Consider the following 13,833-nt stretch of genomic DNA (forward strand, 5'->3'; position numbering starts at 1 on the left):
CTTCTGTTCGTTATTCCGCCGCGACCGAGGCACCGACGCGCTGGTTGTTGTAGGCGTCCTTCTCGTCTTCGGCGATTTCCACGATGTAGGGTTTCACTTCCTGCTTGCGGTGCGCCGGCTTGCCGTCGTCGCCCTTGGTCAGGATCGTGTGGCAGAACCAGTTTTCCTCATCGCGGTCGTATTCCACGCGGTTGTGATACAGACCCCAGCGGCTTTCGGTGCGGTAGAGCGAGGCGCTGGCCGCCATGTCGGCGCAATCCAGGATCGACGAGGCTTCGAGCGCGCGCATCAGTTCGTGCGAGTCGCGGACGTACATGCCCTGTTCCATGTCCTCGCGGACTTCTTCGAAACGCTGCTGGGCCAGTTCCATCTTGGCCGTCACCTTGGGCGGTTGCAGATAGTCGTTCACCAGGCGGCGTGTCTTGTATTCGATCTGGTTGGGCGGGATGCCATCGTCGCGCTTGGTCGGGGCCAGGACGCGGGTGCGCTCCGCCTCCACCTCGGCCTCGTCAAAGGCCGCGAAGTCGACGTCTGCGATGAAATCGGCCGCGTCCAGACCGGCAAAGGCGCCGTTGGTAAAAGCCCCCAGCATGTAGTTGTGCGGCACGTTCGCCATGTCGCCCGCCGCGTAGAGGCCGGGGATCGTCGTCCGCGCATGTTCGTCGACAAAGACGCCGGAGGCGGAATGCCCCGAGCAGAAGCCGATTTCCGAGATATGCATCTCGATCATCTGCTTGCGGTAGTCGGTGCCGCGGCCCTTGTGGAAATGCCCGCGGGTCGGGCGTTCGACGATGTGCAGCACGCGTTCGATCTCGCTGATCGTTTCCTCCGCCAGGTGGTTGAGCTTGAGGTAGACCGGCCCCTTGCCGCCCTGCAGTTCGTCGTAGAATTCCTGCATCATCTGGCCCGACCAGTAGTCGCACTCGATAAAGCGTTCGCCCTGGGCGTTGGCGGTGTAGCCGCCCATCGGACCGGCGACATAGGCGCAGGCGGGACCGTTGTAGTCCTTGATCAGCGGGTTGATCTGGTAACATTCCAGGTTCGCCAGGCCCGCGCCCGCGTGATAGGCCATCGCATAACCTTCGCCAGAATTCGACGCGTTCTCATAGGTGCCATAGAGATAGCCCGAGGTCGGCAGGCCCAGCCGCCCGGCGGCGCCCAGCCCCATGATGACGGCCTTGGCCCGCACCACCAGGAATTCCGCCGTGCGCGTGTTGACGCAGACCGCGCCCGCGATGCGGCCCTCGCCGGTCAGCAGGCGGGTGGCCATGTAGCGGTTGACGATGTTGATGCGCGCCTTGCGCAACTGCCGATAGAGCGCCTTCTTGACCGTGTCGCCGTTGGGCATCGGCAGGACGTAGGTGCCGATGTGGTGCACCTTCTTGACGTCGTATTCGCCGTTCTGGTCCTTCTGGAAACGGATGCCGAAATCATCCAGTTCCTGGATGATGCCATAGCATTCCGAGGCATATCGGTAGACCGCGGCCTGGTCGCAGATGCCGTCATTGGCGACGGTGATTTCCTTGGTGTACTGCTCGGGCGTGGCATAGCCCGGAATGACCGAGTTGTTCAGCCCGTCCATGCCCATCGAGATCGCGCCCGAACGTTTCACGTTGGCCTTGTCCAGCAGCACCACGTTGGCCTTGGGGTTCTTCTTCTTGGCCTTGAGCGCGGCCATCGGTCCGGCGGTGCCGCCGCCGATCACCAGGATGTCGCAGTCGATCTGGGTCAGACCGTCGAGAATCTCGTCCATGCCAGGGGCTCCTTGAATTCTGTGTCGGGATCAGCCTGCGCCGCAGTGCGGCAAGGGTTATGTCAATTAGTTGTCGTGGGCGTCGGAAAGTTCGCGCAGGTAGACGAAAGGAAAGATCGCCTTGTCGTGCCCGTCAGAGAACCAGAGGTTCACGCCGTAGCCGCCCACCGGATGAATGCCGGTGATGGTCAGTCCGGGCGCCACGGTGACCGTGCCGGTGTCGATCATTTCCCGTTTTGTCCATGCATCACGGGCGTTTGCGCGCAATTCCTCGGCCGAAAGGCGGCTTTCCCTGCCGTCTTCCCAGGTCACCGTCAGGGTTTTTCCGCCGGCATCCGTCATCATCTGTTCGATCATCAGTCCACTCCTGTCGTGCAGGGGACAGGCTGCCGAAACGGGGGTTCGGGAAATAGCAATTAGTTGACGGACGAGGGTGCTGCGTTGCGGCAATCCAGAGAGGCAACAAAAAGGAACGCCCCCATGACCTATGTCGTCACAGACAATTGCATCGCCTGCAAATACACCGACTGCGTCGAGGTCTGCCCCGTGGATTGCTTTTACGAGGGCGAGAACATGCTGGTGATCGACCCCGAGGAATGCATCGACTGCGGTGTCTGCGAACCCGAGTGCCCCGCCGATGCGATCCGCGCCGATACCGAAGGCGGAATGGAGCAATGGGTGGCTTTCAACGCCAAGTACGCGGCGCTCTGGCCGGTGATCCTGGAGGCAAGGGAACCGCTACCGACCGCCGATGAGATGGATGGCAAGCCCGACAAGCTGGCCAGCCAGTTTTCCGAGAATCCCGCCACCGAAGCCGCCTGAGGAGACGCGTCATGAACATCGCAACCCCTGCAAAGATCCTGCCTGACGCCCAGACGGTGACGGCGGTCAAGCACTGGAGTGACACGCTGTTTTCGTTCCGTGTCACCCGCCCGCGCAGCCTGCGCTTTCGCTCGGGCGAGTTCGTCATGATTGGACTGATGCAGACCGATGAGAAAACCGGGCGGGAAAAGCCGCTCTTGCGCGCCTATTCCATCGCCTCGCCTGCCTGGGATGACGAATTGGAGTTCTATTCGATCAAGGTGCCCGACGGTCCACTGACCTCGCGCCTGCAAAGGATCGAGGCGGGCGACCAGATCATCCTGCGGCCCAAGCCGGTGGGGACGCTGGTGCTGGACGCGCTCTTGCCGGGCAAGCGGCTGTGGATGATCTGCACCGGGACGGGCATCGCGCCCTTTGCCTCGCTCCTGCGTGATCCCGAGACCTGGGAAAGCTATGATCAGGTGATCGTCGCCCATACCTGCCGCACAAGGGCCGAACTGGGCTATGGCGCAGAAATCGTGGCCGCCCTGCCGGAGGATCCGCTGGTCGGGGAACTGGTTGGCGACAAGCTGCGGTATTATCCCACGACCACCCGCGACCCGTCCGACATCGAAGGCAGGATCAGCGATCACATCCGCGACGGGCGCGTCTTTGCGGCGCTGGACCTGCCGGCCTGGTCGCCGGAAGAGGACAGGGTGATGATCTGCGGCAACCTCGCGCTCAACAAGGACATCATCGGCCTGTGCGAGGCACACGGGCTGGAAGAAGGAGCCAATTCAGCGCCGCGTCATTTCGTGGTCGAGAAGGCGTTTCTGGACTGAGGGGCGGCATCGCGGCCGGGGCGGGGACGGCCCCGTTGCCCCGGTCCCGCGGCCTTGCAGAGCGCCGCGATGCCGGAAAATACGTTTCAGGTACCGAATTTCTGGGGGCTGCCCCCCTTCGTCAATAAAAAAACTGAACTAAGCGGTTTGCTTTTTCTGGTCGTGTCGCCTACCTGCAGGCAGCCGGCTCCCTCTTTCGACAGAAAAAAGCACCATGCGCCATCTTGTTTCCGCTCTATCACTCATTGCCCTGATCCTTCCCATCGCCGTTGCGGCGCAGGAGCAGGCCGTTCCCGACACCCCGAAACCCGTCAAGTTGATGGAGCTTTCGTCGCGGCCGGTCGTGCAGCGCCGCCAGTTCTTCGGCCAGGTGACTGCGCGCCAGACTGTCGACCTCGCCTTTCAGGTGGGGGGACAGCTCGAGATTCTCGATGCCGAAGAGGGCACATCCAAGCCCAAGGGCGAGCTGGTCGCGCAACTGGATATTTCCGGCTATGAAAGAGCCGTTGCCCAGGCGCAGGCGAATTACGACAAGGCGCAGCGCGACGCGGAACGGCTTGAGAGCCTGAGCGGGCAGGCGGTGTCCGCCGTCCAGGTCCGCGATGCCGAAACCCAGCTACGCCTGGCCGAAATCGCGCTGGAAAGCGCGCAGGACGATCTGGAACACGCCACCCTGAAGGCGCCTTTCGACGCGCTTGTCGCGCGGCGGCTGGTCGCGAATTTCCAGACGGTCTCTCCCGGAACGCCGGTGGTCAGGCTGCACGATGTTTCCGAACTGCGCGTCGACATCCAGGTGCCGGAGGTTCTGTTCCGCCAGGCGGGCGTCAAGGCGGATGTGACCTTTGTCGCCCAGTTCCCCGGGGACAATGCGACCTACCCGCTGGAAATGCGGGAGTTCGAGACGGAAACATCCAGCGTGGGACAGACTTACCGGATCACCCTCGGCTTTGACGAAAGCCCGGGCAACTTCGTCTTTCCCGGCGCATCGGTGACCGTCTTTGCCACCCTTGAAGGTGCCGCGCCCGACGGCGTGATCCTGCCCGCCACGGCGCTTGTCTACGATGCGGCGGGCAAGGCCTCCGTCATGGTCTTCGACAATGGTACCGTGCGGCGCACCCCGGTCCGGATCGAACTGCACGACGACGGCAAGCTCTACATGACAGAGGGGCCCGCCGACGGGACGCAGATCGTGATGACCGGTGCGTCGCAACTGCGCGACGGCCAGTCCGTGCGCCGCTTCACCCGGATCGGGGAGTAAGCCCATGTCCATTGCGCGCGCCTCCATCGACAAGGCGCTGATCACCTGGCTCCTCATGCTGGGCTGCCTTCTGGGCGGCATCTGGGGATTCTCCACGATCGGCCGTCTCGAAGACCCCGCCTTCACGATCAAGAACGCCATCATCATCACGCAATACCCCGGCGCCTCCGCCGAGCAGGTGGCGCGCGAGGTCTCGGAGCCCATCGAATCCGAGATCCAGAAGATGGGCGAGATCGACTTCATCACCTCGTCCAACAAGCCGGGCGTCAGCCGGATCTCGGTCAACATCGAATCCACCTACGACGGCTCCGAACTGCCCGCCATCTGGACCAAGCTGCGCAACCGGGTCGAGGATGCCCGGCGCAACCTGCCGCCCGAAGCGGGGCAGCCCATCGTCAACGACACCTTCGGCGACGTGTTCGGCGTCTTCTACGCGGTGACGGCGCCGGGGTTCACGGATGCCGAGGTGCACGAGATCTCGGAATACCTGCGGCGCGAGCTGCTGGCGGTGGACGGGGTGGCCGACGTGGCCGTGGCCGGGTTGCCGTCCGAGGCGATCTACGTCGATGCGCGCACCTCCATCGTGACCAACCTGGGGATCGCGCCGGACAGCATCGGTGCGGCCTTGTCCAGCACCGACACGCGCACCCCGGCGGGCAGCGTGTCCTACCCGGCGCAGGACGTCCGCCTGCAGGCGCCCGGCGGCAGCGATACGGTTCTCGACATCGCCAACCTCACCATCGGTGTCGGCGGTGACGTGATCGATCTTCTGGACATCGCGACGGTCACGCGGTCGCGCGTCACGGACCCGACAGAGATCATCCGCTTTCAGGGGCAGGAGGCCTTCACGCTGGGGGTCGCGGGCAAGGCCGATCTGAACATCGTCGAAGTCGGCAAGAGCGTGGATGCGCGGCTGGCCGAGATCATGCGCGACGTGCCCGCCGGGGTGGAACTGCACCCGATCTATCAACAGCATGTCGTGGTCGACGAGGCCTCGAACGCCTTTCTGCTGAACCTCGCTATGTCCGTGGCCATCGTGGTGGTCGTGCTGGCGCTCTTCATGGGGTGGCGTGCGGCCGTGGTCGTCGGCGCCACGCTGCTGCTGACCGTCGTGGGGACGGTTTTCCTCATGGCGATCTTCGGGATCGAGATGGAGCGGATTTCGCTGGGGGCGCTGATCATCGCGATGGGGATGCTGGTGGACAACGCCATCGTCGTGGCCGAGGGCATGCAGGGCGACATGGCCAAGGGCAAAACCGCCCGCGCTGCCGCCGAGGAGGTCGCCAGCAAGACCCAGACCCCGCTGCTGGGCGCGACCGTGATCGGCATCATGGCCTTTGCCGGCATCGGCCTGTCGCCCGACGCGACCGGGGAATTCCTGTTCTCGCTGTTTGCGGTGATCGGGATTTCGTTGTTGCTGTCGTGGGTTCTGGCCATCACGGCGACGCCGCTTCTGGCGCATTACTTCTTCAAGGTCGGGGCCGGTGACGACGGTGACCACTACGGCGGGCCGCTGTTCCGAGCCTACCGCGCGGTCCTGTCCGCGGCGCTGACCCTGCGCCACCTGGTGATCCTGGCGCTGATCGCCGTGACGGTCCTGTGTTACATCGGCTTTGGTCAGGTCAAGCAGCAGTTCTTTCCCGACTCGAACACGCCGCTGTTCTACGTCCACTACAAGCTGCCCCAGGGGGCCAGCATCCACCAGGTGTCGGACGACATGACCCTGTTGGAAAACTGGCTGGCGGAACGTGACGACGTGACCTCGGTGGCGACGTTCATTGGCGGTGGCGCGACGCGTTTCATGCTGACCTATGCCCCCGAAGAGGCGCTGCCGACCTATGGCCACCTGATCATCCGGGCCGAAAGCCTGGAACAGATCCCGCAATTGCGGGCCGATCTGGAAACCTTTGGCCGCAGCACGCTGACCTCGGGTGAATTCCGCACCGAGCGGCTGGCCTTCGGTCCCGGCGGTGGGGCGCCCATCGCGGCGCGGTTCTCGGGGCCGGATCCGGTGGTGCTGCGCCAGTTGGCGGAACAGGCGGAAACCGTGCTGAGGGGCGCCTCCGACCAGTTGCAGGACCTGCGGACGGACTGGCGCGAACGGGAACTGGTGATCGTGCCGCGCTTTGCCGATGAACGGGCCAAGGCTGCGGGCGTCACCCGCGAGGCCCTGGCGCAGGCGCTGACGCTGGGGACCGACGGTCTGCAGGTCGGCTATTACCGTGAGGCCGACCGTCTGATCCCGATCATCATGCGCACCGACACGGCGCAAAGCGAAGGCGCCGGCCATCTTGTCGACCTGCCGGTCTATTCGGCGGCGGCGGGCACCTATATCCCCGTTGCGCAGATCACCGACGGGTTCGACTGGGAAGCCCAGAACACCTTCCTGGTGCGGCGTGACCGGGTGCCGACGATTTCTGTGCAGGCGGGGGTGCCGGCGGGGGTGAACGCCTCCAGCGTCTTTGCCCAGGTGCGTGACGCGGTCGAAGCCATCGAACTGCCCGAAGGCTATATCCTTGAATGGGGCGGCGAATACGAAAGCTCGACCGAGGCGCAATCCTCGCTGGGCAAGCAGTTGCCGCTGTCCCTGATCATCATGGTGCTGATTTCCGTCCTGTTGTTCGGAACCATCCGCCAGCCTGTCATCATCTGGCTGCTGGTGCCGATGAGCGTGAACGGCGTTGCGCTGGGCCTGCTGGGGACGGGCTTGCCGTTCTCCTTCACCGCGCTTCTGGGCCTGCTCAGCCTGTCGGGCATGCTGATCAAGAACGGCATCGTCCTGGTCGAGGAAATCGACCTGGTCCGGGCCGAGGGCGTGCCATTCCGAAAGGCGGTGCTGGATGCCTCCACGTCGCGTCTGCGGCCCGTGGTTCTGGCCGCGGCGACGACGATCCTGGGCATGATACCGCTGCTGTCGGATGCCTTCTTTGCCTCGATGGCGGTGACGATCATGGGCGGCCTCGGCTTTGCCTCTGTCCTGACCCTGGTCGCGGCACCGGTGTTCTACTACAGCTTCTTCCCCCGCGCGCGCAAAGCCGACGCGCGGGCCCGGAAAGAGGCAAAAGCGGCGGCCGCCTGAGGCCGCCGCCCGGCGCGGGCACGGGGGACTCGACCCCGGCCCGAAAAAGCGTGATCCTGTTGCGACCCCCTGCCGGCCACGGCAGGGAGGGAAAACAAGAAACGACAGAGGCCGGAACATGAGCAGACAGAAATTCGCGATCTTTGGCGCCCTTTTGCTGGCCGCCAGTTGCAGCGCCGTCACGGGAGGGCGCACCGTGGTCAAAGGAGCGGGCCCCGACGAACTGCTGAAGCTGCGCTATGGGCCGGGGCTGGGCTACAAGGTCAAACTGGGCCTGCCGGACGGCACCGTGCTTGTGCGCCGCGATTGCGTGACCGAAATGGGCCAGCTCTGGTGCCGGGTCTCGCTGGCCGACGCACCTGCCGTGACGGGCTATGTCTCGGCCGATTACCTGTCGGCCCCCTGATCCGGCCCAGCGGAAAACCGCGATCTTGGCCGAACGCGGCGATGTCTCTTGGCGAGGCTCGCGCGCTTGGCTAAGACGGCGTACCGCAGACCTGGAGGACGCAAGTGAGCAACACCGCCGACCGCATCGCCCGCACCATCGCCACCGAGATCGCCGCCAGCGCGGCACAGGTCACCGCAGCGGTCGGGCTGCTGGACGAAGGGGCGACGGTGCCCTTCGTCGCCCGTTACCGCAAGGAGGTGACAGGGGGGCTGGACGACACACAGCTGCGCACCCTGGCCGACCGCCTGACCTACCTGCGCGAGATGGAGGCGCGGCGCGCCACGATCCTCGAGTCGATCAAGGGGCAGGGCAAGCTTACCGATGACCTTGCCCGCGCCATCGCGCAGGCCGACACCAAGGCGACGCTGGAAGACATCTATCTTCCCTACAAGCCAAAGCGACGCACCAAGGCGATGATCGCCCGCGAAAACGGGCTGGAACCGCTCTTGCGCGCGATCGAGGGAAACCGCGGCGCGGACCCGGCCAAGCTGGCCGAGGGATATACCGGCGAGGCGGTCGAGACGGTCAAGGCCGCGCTGGAAGGCGCGCGCGACATCCTGGCCGAAGAACTCACCGAGAATGCCGACCTGCTGGGGCGGCTGCGCGACTACATGATGCGCGAGGCGGTCATCACCGCGCGCGTGCAGCCGGGCAAGGAAGAGGCCGGCGCCAAGTTCAGCGACTACTTCGATCACCGCGAAAGCTGGGCCAAGATCCCGGGCCACCGGGCGCTGGCCATTCTGCGCGCGGCCAAGGAAGAGGTGGTGACCATCGAGATCGCGCCAGAGGGCGAAGAGGGCGCGACCCGCGCCGTCGGTATCGTCTGCACCGCAATCGGCATTCCCGGCGACGGGCCGGGCGACCAATGGCTGCGCGAGGCGGCGGGCTGGACATGGCGCGTCAAGCTGTCTCTGTCGATGTACGTCGATCTGCTGACCGACCTGCGTCGCCGCGCGCACGAAGAGGCGATCGGCGTCTTTGCCCGCAACCTCAAGGATCTGCTGCTGGCAGCGCCCGCCGGCAATCGCCCGACACTGGGATTGGACCCGGGCATCCGGACGGGGGTCAAGGCGGCAGTGGTCGATGCCACTGGCAAGCTGGTCGAGACGGCGACCCTGTACCCGTTTCAGCCGCGCATGGACCTGCGCGGCGCGCAGGAGGCAATCCTGCGCATGGTGAAAAGGCACGGGGTCGAGCTGATCGCCATCGGCAATGGCACCGCCAGCCGCGAGACAGAGCGCATGGTGGCCGACACGCTGAAACTGGTCGAAGGCAAGAAACCCACCAAGGTTGTGGTTTCCGAGGCCGGGGCTTCCGTCTACTCGGCCTCTGAACTGGCGGCGAAGGAGTTTCCCGATCTGGACGTCTCGCTGCGCGGCGCGGTCTCCATCGCGCGGCGCCTTCAGGATCCGCTGGCCGAGCTGGTCAAGATCACACCGGAAAGTATCGGCGTCGGCCAGTACCAGCACGACGTCGACCAGCGCCGCCTGGCGCAGGCGCTGGAAGCGGTGGTCGAGGATGCGGTGAACGCCGTCGGTGTCGATCTGAACATCGCCTCGGCGCCCTTGCTTGCGCATGTTGCCGGGCTGGGACCGCGCCTGGCAGAGGCCATCGTGGCGCATCGCGATGCGACGGGGGCCTTTCCGTCACGCAAGGCGCTGCTCAAGGTGTCCGGCCTTGGTCCCAAGGCCTTCGAGCAATGCGCCGGGTTCCTGCGCATCCGCGAGGGCGACGAGCCGCTGGATGCCTCTTCGGTCCATCCCGAAGCCTACGATGTGGCGCGCCGGATCGTGTCGGCCTGCGGTCGGGACATCCGTTCGATCATGGGCCAGCCTGCCGCGCTGCGCGGTCTGCGGGCCGAGGATTTCGTCGATGACAGGTTCGGCCTGCCGACGGTGCGGGACATCCTGTCGGAACTGGAAAAACCGGGTCGTGACCCGCGCCCCGAGTTCAGGACCGCCAGCTTTGCCGACGGGGTCGAGGACATCAAGGATCTCAAGCCGGGCATGATGCTGGAAGGAACGGTGACGAACGTCGCGGCCTTCGGCGCCTTTGTGGACGTTGGCGTCCACCAGGATGGTCTGGTGCACGTCAGCCAACTGGCCGACCGCTTCGTCAAGGACCCGCACGAGGTGGTCAAGGCCGGTGACGTCGTCCGCGTACGGGTTACGGAGGTGGATATTCCCCGCAAGCGGATCGGCCTGTCGATGCGCAAGGACGGAGGGGATCGCCAGACCTCGGGTCGCGACCCCGGGCCGAAGGGCAAGACGGCCGGTGCCGGTGGCAAGGGACGCCCGCCCAAGCAGGGGGCGCGTCCTGGGGGCGGCCAGTCGGGCGGTCAATCCGGGGGCAAGTCCGGCGGGCAGGGCGCTCTGGGCGATGCCTTGATGGCGGCAATGAAGAAGAAATAAGGGCAAGGGGGCGGCAAGTGTCGCCCCTTCGCCTGTCTAAATCGCATGCCATCCCGGTCGCCGTCCCCGTCACTCCGGTTGCGCGGCGGCCCCGCTTGCGAACACCCACGCGATCCTGTCGGCGCCGAAACCGGCGAGACCGGCCCATCGGGTGGCCGCGACCGAGGGATGGCGGGCCAAGGTCCGCGCGTCGATGGTTCGGCTGGAGGCCGAAGATCCGGATCTGACAGCGGGTGGCTTCGGGAGCGGTCAAGTGGCGGTGATTTGCGTGCCGGACCAGCTTGGTTTCCGCTGGTGCGATTGCGGCCAACTCCCTCGACCCCTTTGAGACAGTGGCTAAGGGGCGCGATGGCCGGAATAACGTCTGAAAACGCAACCGTGAAGACGCTGCAAGACAGCGACCTGTCGCGATACATCCAGCTTGCCAGCCAGTTTCGTCAGCGGAGCGATAGCGGCACGTGGGAGGTTGGTGAGAAGGTTCCCACGGTCTAGGAACTGGCCGATGGAAGCGGCGCGGCGACGATGACGGTCCGCCAATTGCCGGGCATCCTCGAAAGAGAGGGCCCGATCGAGCGCTACGGGGCCATGGGCACCTTTGTCGTAAAACACCCCAAGCGCGACCTCTGGTGCGAGGTCAAGGCCGACTGGACTGGCCCGCTGATCGCGCGGGACAAAGTGGTGACCAAGGTCCTGGACGATCAGCGCGGCGCGCAACTGCCCCGCCATGACGGCGATACCGGCAATGCAGCCCAGACCTACCGGCCTCTCTTGCGCAGGCACGGCCGAGACGACCTGTCCGCAGGACTGTGTCTACGTCGAGGAATTCCCCCTGCGACCTGATCCCGTAAGGGATTTACACCATGGCCATACGTCCGGTAGCGGATCTGCCGGGCCAGACGGTGGTGAATGCAAACAAGATCGTCACCAACGGGGCGGCGGACCCGGAAACCGCCGCGCAGTTGAACATCTCGATCGAAGTCCCGATTGCCCGCGTGCAGCGGATGGCGGTCAACCGGAACGGCGACATCTTCCTGCTGGCCAACGTGATCTACCCGGGGCGACAGGATGAATAACGAGGTCAAGTTGCGGTGGGGCGGGACCGGCCCCTTCGGCTCCGGCAGATCAAGCGCGCCCCGGAACCGGCTGTCCGGTTCGGGGCGCATCTGTTTCCCGTAATTTCAGGCGATCACGGGTCCAGGCGGACCGCCCCGTGGCTGGCGTTGGCCACCAGCGAGGCATAGGCCTTGAGCGCGCGGCTGACCTTGCGCTTGCGCGGCTTGGCGGGCTTCCAGGCGGCGTCGCCCTTGGCCTCCATCTCGGCGCGGCGCGATGCCAGTTCCTCGTCGCTGAGCGCCACGTTGATCGTCCGGTTGGGGATGTCGATCTCGATCATGTCGCCTTCGACCAGCAGGCCGATGTTGCCGCCTTCGGCGGCTTCGGGCGAGACGTGACCGATCGACAGACCGGAGGTGCCGCCAGAGAAACGGCCGTCGGTGATCAGGGCGCAGGCCTTGCCCAGCTTCATGGATTTCAGGTAGCTGGTCGGGTAGAGCATTTCCTGCATCCCCGGCCCGCCGCGCGGGCCTTCGTAGCGGATGATGACCACGTCACCGGCCTGGATGTCCTTGCCGAGAATGCGGTTCACCGCCTCGTCCTGGCTTTCGCAGACCTTGGCCGGCCCGCTGAATTTCAGGATGTTGTCGTCCACGCCCGCGGTTTTCACCACGCAGCCTTCCTGCGCGATGTTGCCGAACAGAACGGCCAATCCGCCGTCCTGGCTGAAGGCGTGTTCCTTGGACCGGATGACGCCGTTTTCGCGGTCCGTGTCGAGGCTGCGATAGCGGCTGGCCTGGCTGAAGGCCTCGGTGGTGCGCACGCCGCCCGGCGCGGCGCTGAACAGTTCGTGCACCTTGTTGTCCTGCGTGCGCGCGATGTCCCACCGGTCGATGGCCTCGCCGATGGTGGGCACATGCACGGTCGAGACGTCGCGGTTGATCAGCCCGGCATCGTCAAGCTGCCCGAGGATGCCGAAGATGCCGCCGGCGCGATGCACGTCTTCCATGTGCACATCGCCCACGGCCGGGGCGACCTTGCAGAGGCAGGGGGTCACGCGGCTCAGCTTGTCCATGTCGTCCAGGGTGAAATCGACCTCGGCCTCGCGGGCGATGGCCAGCAGGTGCAGGACGGTGTTCGTCGAACCGCCCATCGCGATGTCCAGCGTCATGGCGTTCTGAAAGGCGGCGTGGGTGGCGATGCCGCGCGGCGTGACCGACCGGTCGCCGCCCTCGTAGTGACGCTTGGCCAGGTCAACGATCCGGCGCCCGGCCTCGAGGAACAGAGCCTTGCGGTCGGCGTGTGTGGCCAGGGTCGAGCCGTTGCCGGGCAGGGCAAGACCCAGGGCCTCGGCCAGGCAGTTCATCGAATTGGCGGTGAACATGCCGGAGCAGGACCCGCAGGTCGGGCAGGCGTTGACCTCGAAGGCATTGACCTGTTCGTCGCTCAGGTCGGGGTTCGCCGCCTGCACCATCGCGTCCACCAGGTCGACCGCGATGTCCTTGCCGTCGACATTGACCTTGCCGGCCTCCATCGGGCCGCCGGAGACGAAGATCGCCGGGATATCGACACGCATGGCCGCCATCAGCATGCCCGGCGTGATCTTGTCGCAGTTGGAAATGCAGATCATGGCATCCGCGCAATGCGCGTTGACCATGTATTCCACGCTGTCGGCGATGATCTCGCGCGACGGCAACGAGTAGAGCATCCCGTCGTGGCCCATCGCGATGCCATCGTCCACGGCGATGGTATTGAATTCCTTGGCGACGCCGCCCGCCGCCTCGACCTCGCGGGCGACCATCTGGCCGAGATCCTTGAGGTGGACGTGGCCGGGCACGAACTGGGTAAAGGAATTCACGATGGCGATGATCGGCTTGCCGAAGTCGCCATCCTTCATCCCGGTGGCGCGCCACAGGGCCCGGGCGCCGGCCATGTTGCGTCCGGAAGTCGATGTCTTGGAGCGATAGGGTATCATGCTGTCCTTCCCGCGCGATGAAACTTTGCCGGTTCTCTTATTCCGGAAATTCCGGGAAGGCCATCGCGCAACAATCTGTTTGGCCGCGAGCCAGAGCAATCGGGCTGGCGGCCATCTGGGTCGAACCTGTCGGGCACTGGAACAAGGGAAATGTCCAGCTCTTGAAGTCGGAGTTCATCAGGCGCGCATTGCTGTCCCCGAAGTGGCGCTGCG

Annotated in this window: 11 protein-coding genes; 8 read left to right on the top strand and 3 right to left on the bottom strand. The window is 65.2% G+C overall.

Features of this window, described 5'->3' with window-relative positions:
- Positions 1-10 precede the first annotated feature (10 nt).
- Together ACQY5B_RS05635 and ACQY5B_RS05640 are read right to left on the bottom strand one after the other, a co-directional pair.
- The gene (locus ACQY5B_RS05635) at positions 11-1,753 is read right to left on the bottom strand and encodes a fumarate reductase/succinate dehydrogenase flavoprotein subunit (RefSeq protein ID WP_420326019.1); all 1,743 of its coding nucleotides are present in this window, start codon (positions 1,751-1,753) and stop codon (positions 11-13) included.
- A gap of 66 nt (positions 1,754-1,819) precedes the next feature.
- The gene (locus tag ACQY5B_RS05640; RefSeq protein ID WP_420326018.1) at positions 1,820-2,110 is read right to left on the bottom strand and encodes a gamma-butyrobetaine hydroxylase-like domain-containing protein; all 291 of its coding nucleotides are present in this window, start codon (positions 2,108-2,110) and stop codon (positions 1,820-1,822) included.
- A 123-nt stretch (positions 2,111-2,233) separates the two neighbouring features.
- Here ACQY5B_RS05640 and fdxA point away from each other — a divergent pair, with 123 nt between their 5' ends.
- The 8 genes from fdxA (at position 2,234) to ACQY5B_RS05680 (ending at position 11,665) form a co-directional block, all read left to right on the top strand.
- Positions 2,234-2,575, top strand: a complete 342-nt coding sequence (gene fdxA / locus ACQY5B_RS05645) for a ferredoxin FdxA (RefSeq protein ID WP_420326017.1) — start codon at positions 2,234-2,236, stop codon at positions 2,573-2,575.
- Positions 2,576-2,586: 11 nt separating this feature from the next.
- The gene (locus ACQY5B_RS05650) at positions 2,587-3,396 is read left to right on the top strand and encodes a ferredoxin--NADP reductase (RefSeq protein WP_420326016.1); all 810 of its coding nucleotides are present in this window, start codon (positions 2,587-2,589) and stop codon (positions 3,394-3,396) included.
- A gap of 214 nt (positions 3,397-3,610) precedes the next feature.
- Positions 3,611-4,654 carry an efflux RND transporter periplasmic adaptor subunit gene (locus tag ACQY5B_RS05655; protein ID WP_420326015.1) on the top strand — a complete coding sequence of 348 codons (1,044 nt, stop codon included), beginning with the start codon at positions 3,611-3,613 and terminating at the stop codon, positions 4,652-4,654.
- A gap of 4 nt (positions 4,655-4,658) precedes the next feature.
- On the top strand, positions 4,659-7,733 hold the full coding sequence (locus ACQY5B_RS05660; RefSeq protein WP_420326014.1) for an efflux RND transporter permease subunit: 3,075 nt from the start codon (positions 4,659-4,661) through the stop codon (positions 7,731-7,733).
- Between the two features lie 118 nt (positions 7,734-7,851).
- The gene (locus tag ACQY5B_RS05665) at positions 7,852-8,139 is read left to right on the top strand and encodes an SH3 domain-containing protein (protein ID WP_420326013.1); all 288 of its coding nucleotides are present in this window, start codon (positions 7,852-7,854) and stop codon (positions 8,137-8,139) included.
- 104 nt (positions 8,140-8,243) lie between these two features.
- Entirely contained in the window at positions 8,244-10,592 is a 2,349-nt protein-coding gene (locus ACQY5B_RS05670; RefSeq protein WP_420326012.1) for a Tex family protein, read from the top strand.
- 522 nt (positions 10,593-11,114) lie between these two features.
- Complete coding sequence (locus ACQY5B_RS05675; RefSeq protein WP_421917690.1) at positions 11,115-11,432, top strand: hypothetical protein; 318 nt, start codon at positions 11,115-11,117, stop codon at positions 11,430-11,432.
- A 20-nt stretch (positions 11,433-11,452) separates the two neighbouring features.
- Positions 11,453-11,665, top strand: coding sequence for a UTRA domain-containing protein (locus tag ACQY5B_RS05680; RefSeq protein WP_420326010.1), 213 nt, complete (start codon positions 11,453-11,455; stop codon positions 11,663-11,665).
- A gap of 113 nt (positions 11,666-11,778) precedes the next feature.
- Here ACQY5B_RS05680 and ilvD read toward each other — a convergent pair whose 3' ends face one another.
- On the bottom strand, positions 11,779-13,620 hold the full coding sequence (ilvD, locus tag ACQY5B_RS05685; protein ID WP_420326009.1) for a dihydroxy-acid dehydratase: 1,842 nt from the start codon (positions 13,618-13,620) through the stop codon (positions 11,779-11,781).
- Positions 13,621-13,833: the final 213 nt, after the last annotated feature.

Source organism: Antarctobacter sp. (genome assembly GCF_965277915.1).
Lineage (GTDB): Bacteria > Pseudomonadota > Alphaproteobacteria > Rhodobacterales > Rhodobacteraceae > Antarctobacter.

Excerpts from the sequence above, each read along its gene's own strand:
- ACQY5B_RS05635 (WP_420326019.1), bottom strand. The coding sequence starts at position 1,753 with ATGGACGAGATTCTCGACGGTCTGACCCAGATCGACTGCGACATCCTG.
- ACQY5B_RS05640 (WP_420326018.1), bottom strand. The coding sequence starts at position 2,110 with ATGATCGAACAGATGATGACGGATGCCGGCGGAAAAACCCTGACGGTG.
- fdxA (WP_420326017.1), top strand. The coding sequence starts at position 2,234 with ATGACCTATGTCGTCACAGACAATTGCATCGCCTGCAAATACACCGAC.
- ACQY5B_RS05650 (WP_420326016.1), top strand. The coding sequence starts at position 2,587 with ATGAACATCGCAACCCCTGCAAAGATCCTGCCTGACGCCCAGACGGTG.
- ACQY5B_RS05655 (WP_420326015.1), top strand. The coding sequence starts at position 3,611 with ATGCGCCATCTTGTTTCCGCTCTATCACTCATTGCCCTGATCCTTCCC.
- ACQY5B_RS05660 (WP_420326014.1), top strand. The coding sequence starts at position 4,659 with ATGTCCATTGCGCGCGCCTCCATCGACAAGGCGCTGATCACCTGGCTC.
- ACQY5B_RS05665 (WP_420326013.1), top strand. The coding sequence starts at position 7,852 with ATGAGCAGACAGAAATTCGCGATCTTTGGCGCCCTTTTGCTGGCCGCC.
- ACQY5B_RS05675 (WP_421917690.1), top strand. The coding sequence starts at position 11,115 with ATGACGGTCCGCCAATTGCCGGGCATCCTCGAAAGAGAGGGCCCGATC.
- ACQY5B_RS05680 (WP_420326010.1), top strand. The coding sequence starts at position 11,453 with ATGGCCATACGTCCGGTAGCGGATCTGCCGGGCCAGACGGTGGTGAAT.
- ilvD (WP_420326009.1), bottom strand. The coding sequence starts at position 13,620 with ATGATACCCTATCGCTCCAAGACATCGACTTCCGGACGCAACATGGCC.